This window comes from Photorhabdus stackebrandtii (assembly GCF_011189495.1).
Lineage (GTDB): Bacteria > Pseudomonadota > Gammaproteobacteria > Enterobacterales > Enterobacteriaceae > Photorhabdus > Photorhabdus khanii.
This window is the reverse complement of record NZ_PUJV01000080.1, coordinates 1-3,797: the sequence shown is the minus strand read 5'-3', so window position 1 is coordinate 3,797 and position 3,797 is coordinate 1. Positions and strand designations below refer to the sequence as shown.

3 protein-coding genes, 1 tRNA gene and 2 rRNA genes are annotated in these 3,797 nt (G+C 39.8%); 5 read left to right on the top strand and 1 reads right to left on the bottom strand.

The genetic code is table 11. The features are described 5' to 3' along the window. The first annotated feature begins 4 nt into the window (after positions 1 to 4). The 5 genes from rrf (C5470_RS21510) to birA all read left to right on the top strand — a co-directional run bounded on the left by rrf (C5470_RS21510) (position 5) and on the right by birA (position 2,490). Positions 5 to 120, top strand: a 5S ribosomal RNA gene (gene rrf / locus C5470_RS21510). A gap of 38 nt (positions 121 to 158) precedes the next feature. Beyond that, a tRNA-Thr gene (locus C5470_RS21505) sits at positions 159 to 234 on the top strand. Positions 235 to 255: 21 nt separating this feature from the next. Further along, a 5S ribosomal RNA gene (gene rrf, locus C5470_RS21500) occupies positions 256 to 371 on the top strand. Between the two features lie 137 nt (positions 372 to 508). After that, positions 509 to 1,534 carry a UDP-N-acetylmuramate dehydrogenase gene (gene murB / locus C5470_RS21495; RefSeq protein ID WP_166291804.1) on the top strand — a complete coding sequence of 342 codons (1,026 nt, stop codon included), beginning with the start codon at positions 509 to 511 and terminating at the stop codon, positions 1,532 to 1,534. Continuing rightward, on the top strand, positions 1,531 to 2,490 hold the full coding sequence (birA, locus tag C5470_RS21490) for a bifunctional biotin--[acetyl-CoA-carboxylase] ligase/biotin operon repressor BirA (RefSeq protein ID WP_166291802.1): 960 nt from the start codon (positions 1,531 to 1,533) through the stop codon (positions 2,488 to 2,490). Before murB ends, birA begins: the two co-directional genes overlap by 4 nt. 43 nt (positions 2,491 to 2,533) lie before the next feature. Here the strand turns inward: birA and coaA are convergent, their stop codons facing one another. After that, positions 2,534 to 3,484, bottom strand: coding sequence for a type I pantothenate kinase (gene coaA / locus C5470_RS21485; protein ID WP_046974415.1), 951 nt, complete (start codon positions 3,482 to 3,484; stop codon positions 2,534 to 2,536). Positions 3,485 to 3,797: the final 313 nt, after the last annotated feature.

Sequence of the window (3,797 nt, the reverse complement as noted above, 5' to 3'; positions counted from 1 at the left end):
TTTGCCTGGCGGCGATAGCGCGGTGGACCCACCTGACCCCATGCCGAACTCAGCAGTGAAACGCCGTAGCGCCGATGGTAGTGTGGGGTCTCCCCATGTGAGAGTAGGGAACTGCCAGGCTTTAATTTTTTGGGGTTTGCGTTATGCGAGCCACTATTGCTGATATGGCTCAGTTGGTAGAGCACACCCTTGGTAAGGGTGAGGTCCCCAGTTCGAATCTGGGTATCAGCACCATGATAATATATAAAGGATTTGTCTGGCGGCGATAGCGCGGTGGTCCCACCTGACCCCATGCCGAACTCAGCAGTGAAACGCCGTAGCGCCGATGGTAGTGTGGGGTCTCCCCATGTGAGAGTAGGGAACTGCCAGACTTTATTTTAAGACAAAAAGGCCACCCTTTTGGGTGGCCTTTTTGCATTTAGAGAAAAAACTAACTTTGTTTTCCAACTGTTTTCCATGTCTATAGGCTGATAAACTACTTATTAAATAGCTATTGAGTATTGAGTAAATGCTTTCTCTTAAAGAGTTTAATACTTTTGGGTTATCAGCCCATGCTAAATGTTTAGATATAGCTGAATCTGCTGAATCTTTATTCGCTTTATGGCAGAAAGCTAAAAGCCAAAAACAATCTGTACTGCTGCTTGGTGGGGGCAGTAATGTCTTATTTACTGAAGATTTTGAGGGAACTGTGATTCTGAATAGAATCATGGGGATTCAATATCAGGAAACTGATGAGTTATGGCGTCTACATGTAGGAGCGGGAGAAAATTGGCATGAATTAGTCTGCTATTCTCTTAAAAATCAGATTAATGGGTTAGAAAATCTGGCGTTAATTCCAGGTTGTGCTGGTGCGGCGCCGATTCAAAATATTGGCGCATATGGTATTGAATTTAAAGATGTATGTGAGTACGTAGATGTTCTGAATCTGGAAACTGGAGAACAAACACGTCTTAGTATTGATGAATGTCAGTTTGAGTATCGGGATAGTGTTTTCAAGCATAAATATCAAAAAAATCATTTTATTATCTCTGTAGGCTTATTGTTGAAGAAGAATTGGCAGCCGATGTTGAGTTATGGTGATTTGACTAAATTGTCGAGAGATAGTGTAACTCCTCAGAAGATTTTTGATTCAGTATGTACAATGCGCACCAATAAATTACCTGATCCTACAATAACAGGAAACGCAGGTAGCTTCTTTAAAAATCCAATTGTCAGTGCGGAAGTTGCGGCAAAAATTAAAGAAAGTTACCCTGATAGCCCCCAGTATCCTCATACTAATGGGATGTTCAAATTAGCGGCAGGTTGGCTCATCGAACGGTGTAATTTAAAAGGTTATCGCATAGGTGGTGCATCTGTGCATCTCAGGCAAGCTTTAGTATTGATAAATCAGGGAAATGCAACAGGTAAGGATGTAATCGCATTGGCTGCCTATATTCGCCAGCAAGTGATAAGTAAGTTTGGTGTATTTCTTGAACCTGAGGTGCGTTTTATTGGTTCTAAAGGCGAAATTGATGCTGTGGAATGTATTTCATGAAAGATATAACCGTACCATTACAATTGATTAAAATTTTGTCTGATGGTGAAGTCCATTCTGGTCAACAACTGGGACAGGATTTAGGGATGAGTAGGGCTGGAATTAATAAGCATATACAGACAATTCGTGAATGGGGAATTGAACTGGAAACTACTCCTGGCAAAGGTTATAGCCTTATGGCACCTATGCAGCTACTTGATGAATGCACTATTTTGCAATATTTACCCCAAGATCGTATAGCTGTTTTGCCAGTTATTGATTCGACTAATCAGTATCTACTTGAACGTTTATCTGAGTTAAAGTCGGGGGATGCCTGTGTTGCAGAATACCAGTATGCTGGCAGAGGGAGGCGTGGACGGAAGTGGATTTCACCTTTTGGTAAGAATCTTTACTTATCTATGTATTGGCGTCTTGAACAAGGGCCAGCTGCGGCAATCGGATTGAGTCTGGTTGTCGGTATTGTTATTGCTGAAGTATTGCATCGATTTGGCGCTGATAGAATTAGGGTAAAATGGCCAAATGATTTATATCTTGATGACAAGAAGTTAGCAGGAATTTTAGTCGAATTAATGGGAAAAACTGGTGATGCTGCTCAGGTTGTGATCGGTGCAGGTATAAATATTGCGATGGGTCATAAGGACGAAGAATCTATTAATCAGCAATGGGTTAATTTGCAGCAGGCTGGAATTGAAATTGATCGTAATAAATTGGCTGTAGAGATAATACTTGATCTGAGGAAGGCTCTGATTCAGTTTGAAAATGAAGGTTTATCTTCATTTATTGCACGGTGGTTTGAGCTAGATAATTTTATGGATAGACCAGTAAAATTAATTATTGGTAGTCAGGAAGTTTATGGCATAGCCAGAGGTATTAATCAGCAAGGTGCTTTGTTACTTGATAAGAATGGTGTAATCACTCCATATATCGGTGGTGAGATTTCTTTGAGAGGTTGTTAAGAACAACCGGAAGAAAGATATCTTCCGGGTTCGGAAACTATTTTTACTTACGTAATCTTACACTTTCGATAGTGTGATTAGTGCCTTTTGTCATGATTAGGCTTGCTCGTTCTCGCGTTGGTAGAATATTTTGTTGCAAGTTTAAGCCATTGATCTCCTGCCAGATATCAGATGCAATGTTTATGGCCTCTTCTTCTGATAACTTGGAATAACTGTGGAAATAAGAATCTGGATCTGAAAAGGCGCCCTGACGAAATTTTAGGAACCGACTGATATACCAACTTTGGAGTAATTTTTCTGGTGCATCAACGTAGATAGAGAAGTCGACAAAATCAGAGACAAATACATGATGTGGGTCATGGGGATAATCCATACCGCTTTGTAATACATTTAGACCTTCCAGAATCAAAATATCTGGTTGTTCGATGAATTTTTGTTCATTTGGTACGATATCATAGGTAAGATGAGAGTAAACTGGTGCAGATACTTGTTTGGATCCTGATTTAATATCAGATACAAATTTCACTAGGCTATGCATATCATATGATTGTGGGAACCCTTTCTTTTTCATCAATCCACGTTCATTTAGCACGCTGTTAGAATGTAGAAAGCCATCTGTAGTAATTAATTCTACACTTCTGTGTTCAGGCCAACGACTCAGCAGTGCTTGTAATAGACGTGCAGTAGTACTTTTGCCAACGGCAACACTGCCAGCAATGCCTATGACATAAGGGACCTTTTGTCCATCAGTACCTAAAAATTGTTCGAGCACTGCTTGGCGGCGTAAATTTGAACTGATATAAAAATTAAGTAAACGAGATAAAGGAAGGTAAATTTCAACAACTTCTTCTAAAGAAATTTCTTCATTGATCCCTTTTAAATCAATTAATTCTTCTTTTGTTAATGTCAGTGGAACTGAATCACGTAAGGTTGCCCATTGTTCACGATTGAATTGCAAATATGGAGTAGCCAAAAAAGGTTCTTTTTTATTCATAAACCAACATCTGCCTGTTTGTGCAGGTTGGACAGGTTTTAATAAACAACCTGTACCTGACAAAAAATAAATCGCATCATATCGACTGAGGAGCAACAGGCGTAGGCTTTTTTGTATTTTTGGCGGTTTTTTTTGATAAGAAATGCAGAATTGTAAAAAATGGAGTTGTTTTACTTACTGCTAGCCTAGGGGCTGTTGACGTTTTGAGAGGAATTACGGAACAGCATGATGATGGGGTATAATTGCTTTCGCCAAAAAACGACTCTACCTCACCATCATGCCAAGAACTATGTTAACAGATGAAGTATGGAAT

Bases quoted from the DNA above. Each gene is read 5' to 3' on its own strand.
- birA (WP_166291802.1), top strand. From the start codon at position 1,531: ATGAAAGATATAACCGTACCATTACAATTGATTAAAATTTTGTCTGAT.
- coaA (WP_046974415.1), bottom strand. From the start codon at position 3,484: ATGAATAAAAAAGAACCTTTTTTGGCTACTCCATATTTGCAATTCAAT.
- murB (WP_166291804.1), top strand. From the start codon at position 509: ATGCTTTCTCTTAAAGAGTTTAATACTTTTGGGTTATCAGCCCATGCT.